The sequence below is a fragment of the Syntrophomonas sp. genome (genome assembly GCF_028707975.1).
Lineage (GTDB): Bacteria > Bacillota > Syntrophomonadia > Syntrophomonadales > Syntrophomonadaceae > Syntrophomonas.
In genome coordinates this window covers 7,402-10,799 of record NZ_JAQVZX010000061.1, presented here as the reverse complement: position 1 = coordinate 10,799, position 3,398 = coordinate 7,402, and the positions used below count along the sequence as shown (strand labels likewise).

The 3,398-nt window shown below is 46.7% G+C and carries 4 protein-coding genes; all 4 read left to right on the top strand.

The annotated features are described in order from the left end of the window. Positions 1-115 precede the first annotated feature (115 nt). The 4 genes from pseC (at position 116) to fliS (ending at position 2,957) form a co-directional block, all read left to right on the top strand. A complete protein-coding gene (pseC, locus tag PHP87_RS08415) occupies positions 116-1,333 on the top strand; it encodes a UDP-4-amino-4,6-dideoxy-N-acetyl-beta-L-altrosamine transaminase (RefSeq protein ID WP_299920325.1) in 1,218 nt (405 codons plus the stop codon). 264 nt (positions 1,334-1,597) lie between these two features. Beyond that, entirely contained in the window at positions 1,598-1,804 is a 207-nt protein-coding gene (locus tag PHP87_RS08410; RefSeq protein WP_299920323.1) for a YjfB family protein, read from the top strand. Positions 1,805-1,911: 107 nt separating this feature from the next. Further along, positions 1,912-2,280, top strand: a complete 369-nt coding sequence (locus tag PHP87_RS08405) for a hypothetical protein (RefSeq protein ID WP_299920321.1) — start codon at positions 1,912-1,914, stop codon at positions 2,278-2,280. 173 nt (positions 2,281-2,453) lie between these two features. Beyond that, positions 2,454-2,957 carry a flagellar export chaperone FliS gene (gene fliS, locus PHP87_RS08400; protein ID WP_299920320.1) on the top strand — a complete coding sequence of 168 codons (504 nt, stop codon included), beginning with the start codon at positions 2,454-2,456 and terminating at the stop codon, positions 2,955-2,957. The last annotated feature ends 441 nt before the right edge of the window (positions 2,958-3,398 follow it).

Sequence of the window (3,398 nt, the reverse complement as noted above, 5' to 3'; positions counted from 1 at the left end):
GGGTCATTTGGTCTTCGGTCGTTGGGATAAAGGGCTGGTCATCGGATGTCGGGCTTGATGGATTGGCCGAAGCATGGAATTTGATAAAGGTTAGGGAAAAGAGGCAGTTTAAAACATGGCGATAGATGGTTTTATTCCTTATGGCAGACAAAACATAGATCAGGACGATATTGATGCGGTTATAGAAGTTCTGCGCTCGGATTGGATTACCCAGGGACCCCGGGGAGAGGAGTTCGAAAAACAGGTAGCTGCCTGCTGCGGTATGTCCTATGCGGTAGCTTTTAACAGCGGCACCTCGGCTTTGCATGCCTCCATGTATGCGGCGGGGATAGGGCCGGGGGATGAAGTTATTACCTCCCCGGTAACTTTTCTGGCCACGGCTAATGCTGCTGTTTACCTTGGAGCGCGCCCGGTTTTTGTGGATATGGATATTAACAGCTATTGTGTTGACCCGCAGCTGATTCAAGCGGCTATTACTCCGCGCAGCCGGGTTATTATTCCGGTGGACTATGCCGGTTATCCGGTGGATATGAGCGTGATAAAGGGAATAGCCCGGAAGCATAATCTCCTGATTATAGAGGATGCTGCTCATGCCCTGGGGGCGCGGAGACAGGGGCGAGCAGTAGGCCAGGATGCGGATATGAGCATCTTGAGTTTCCACCCGGTAAAACATATAACTACCGGGGAAGGGGGAATGGTGCTGACGGATAACCCGGAGCTGCAGGAGCGCTTGCGGCAATTTCGCAACCATGGAATAGTGCGTGATGCTTCCCAGATGATGGAAAACCACGGCCCCTGGTACTACGAAATGCAAAGCTTGGGCTATAATTTCCGCTTAAGCGACATTCAGTCGGCCCTGGGCATTTCCCAGTTGAAGAAGTTGGAGACTTTTGTGAAGGAACGGCAGCGGATAGCTTGCTATTATGACCAGGCCTTTGCCAGCATAGAGCAACTGCATACTCCGCCGCACCCTGCTGTAGGAGACCGACATGCCTATCATCTCTATCCTTTGCTCTTGTCTTCTGAGATTGACCGCCAGGAAGTATTTTCCTACCTACGGGAGCGAAAAATCGGGGTGCAGGTACATTATATTCCGGTGCACCTCCAGCCTTACTATTGTAAAAATTATGGCTATGCTCCTGGTGATTTTCCGGTGGCGGAGGATTTCTACCGGCGTGAAATCAGCCTGCCCATTTTCCCGGGATTGAAGCGGGAGGAACAGGATTATGTGATACATCATGTTTGGTCGTCGGTCGTCAGACATCGGTCGCCGGATGACGGAAGAAGGAAGGCGGATGACGGAGGGCGGAAATCTGATGTCGGGAGACGGTAACAAGTTGTCGGGAGACGGTAACAAGTTGTCAGTCGTCGGTGGTCAGACGTTGGACGTCAGAAGCGGATGGTTAAGGCGTAGGTCGTCGGGTGTCAGGCGTAGGGAGTATCAGAAGTTGGAGGTGAATCTGATAGAAGAATCTTCCCTGGATACATAGGTTTTTAGAATAAAAACGGTTTAAGAAAAGGAAACGAGACAATTGTCTTGAATTATTTTAAACTAAAGGGTAAAATTTACCTATAAGGATGGGAAGGGGGCTACTAAATGGAAACTGCAGCTATTGCCGGGATGGCTATGGGAGTTCAGGCCGCCAGGCTGCAACAAGAGGTGGCGACCGGGGTAATGAAAATGCAGATGGATGCAAGCAAAGAAGCGGCCCAGGGTATTATCGACATGATGAAAATGAGCAGCCAGGCCCTGGAGAAATCAGTGAACCCCCATCTGGGAAGCATGTTAGACATTTTGGCCTAATTTATGGCTCCTCCTGCTTCAGCAAAGAAGGGTGAAAGAAAAGTAGACTTGGAATGCCCAAAAACATACCCGGGTAGTTTTTATCAGGGATTAGAAAGGAAGGCCAAATGGAATTTTTATATGAGACTGCCGGGCAAATAGTCGAGCTTTCCCGGACGATTAAGGAAGGCTTGATACATATTAACGAACGAATGGACGAGGGTAAGTTAAAAGAGACGATATTTCTTTTTGAAGATGTATTGGAAGCCTTCTCCTCTATTGAAATACCAATACAGCCGGTCTTGCAGGCGGATAATATGGATGAGTTGCAGGAGGCCACGGCCGAACTGAAGCGGAGCCTGGAAATGCTGGCCCAGGCTTTTGAAGCCAATGATTTAGAAAAGGCCAGAGCAGAAATATCACAATCCCTGATTCCGTCTTATTCGCGCTGGCAATTGCATCTGGAGCAAAGCCTTAAGGCTTACCGGGATTCATAACCGGGTGAAGGCAAAAGTACTTCTTTTATCAAAGCAGATCCAATTTCCTGGGGAGAATTATTCCCCAGGTTTTTCGTTTTATGGGGGGTCCTAATTTTGCCAATCAATATAAAGTTTTTGCTGGAATCACTCGATATTGTCCATAGTGATATATATCGCTAGGAGGTTGAAGGATGAGTGTTAATGCTCAGGCTTATAATCAATACAAGAAATCGGTGGTGGAAACCGTTGCTCCAGAGAAGTTGCTGCTTATGCTCTATGACGGTGCGATAAAAAACATTAGTAATGCCAAGAAGGCCATAGAAGACAAGGATATAAACCGGGCTCACCAGCAGATAATGAGAGCTGAAGAAATTATTGTAGAGTTGATGTCAACTTTGAATATGGAATATGAAATATCCGGGAGGCTATTTGCTCTTTACGAGTATTTCTACCACCGTCTTACCCAGGCCAATGCTCATAAAGAAATTGGCATATTGGATGAGGTGGAGGGATTCCTGCTGGAGTTAAGAGGCACCTGGCATGAGGCTATTAAAGGACTGAAAATGGCTCCTGCCCAGGAACCCAAGGTTGATTCACTACCGGTAAGCACTGTGGCTCCTGCTGGAATAATGAGCGAAAAGCCAGTAAACCCGATTGCCGCCAATGTAGCGAAAGGAATTAATATTACCGGCTAACCCCAAACAGGCTGGTAATGAGCGGTATTATAAGCCGCTCAGGTAGCTGAGCGAATAAGTTTATACAAGCAAAATAATGATTCCCCTGCAAAAACCCCTTTTTGTTGCATAAGGGTTGCATAAATATACAAAGCGAGCGTTGGCGAAGCATGGATGCAACACCCTGCGGGTACGCCTGATACTCCCTTCGGTCGCTATTAAGGACGCTGGAGCGGTATATTTTATGTAAACGAATGCATATTAATAACTTTGCAGTGATATCAAATAATGATATTTATGATTTTTACAATGACAACTAAGCAGCAAAATAAAGTATTTTATCCAATAATTCGATAATAATAATAAGAAAGGTGCGGGGTTTCAGGTTATTTCAAGTACATCTCACCATTCAAACAACGATTCACTTTTCATCGCTGCTTGTATCCTCCACCTTTGGGTACG

Coding starts and splice junctions, on each gene's coding strand:
- PHP87_RS08410 (WP_299920323.1), top strand. CDS start 1,598: ATGGAAACTGCAGCTATTGCCGGGATGGCTATGGGAGTTCAGGCCGCC.
- fliS (WP_299920320.1), top strand. CDS start 2,454: ATGAGTGTTAATGCTCAGGCTTATAATCAATACAAGAAATCGGTGGTG.
- pseC (WP_299920325.1), top strand. CDS start 116: ATGGCGATAGATGGTTTTATTCCTTATGGCAGACAAAACATAGATCAG.
- PHP87_RS08405 (WP_299920321.1), top strand. CDS start 1,912: ATGGAATTTTTATATGAGACTGCCGGGCAAATAGTCGAGCTTTCCCGG.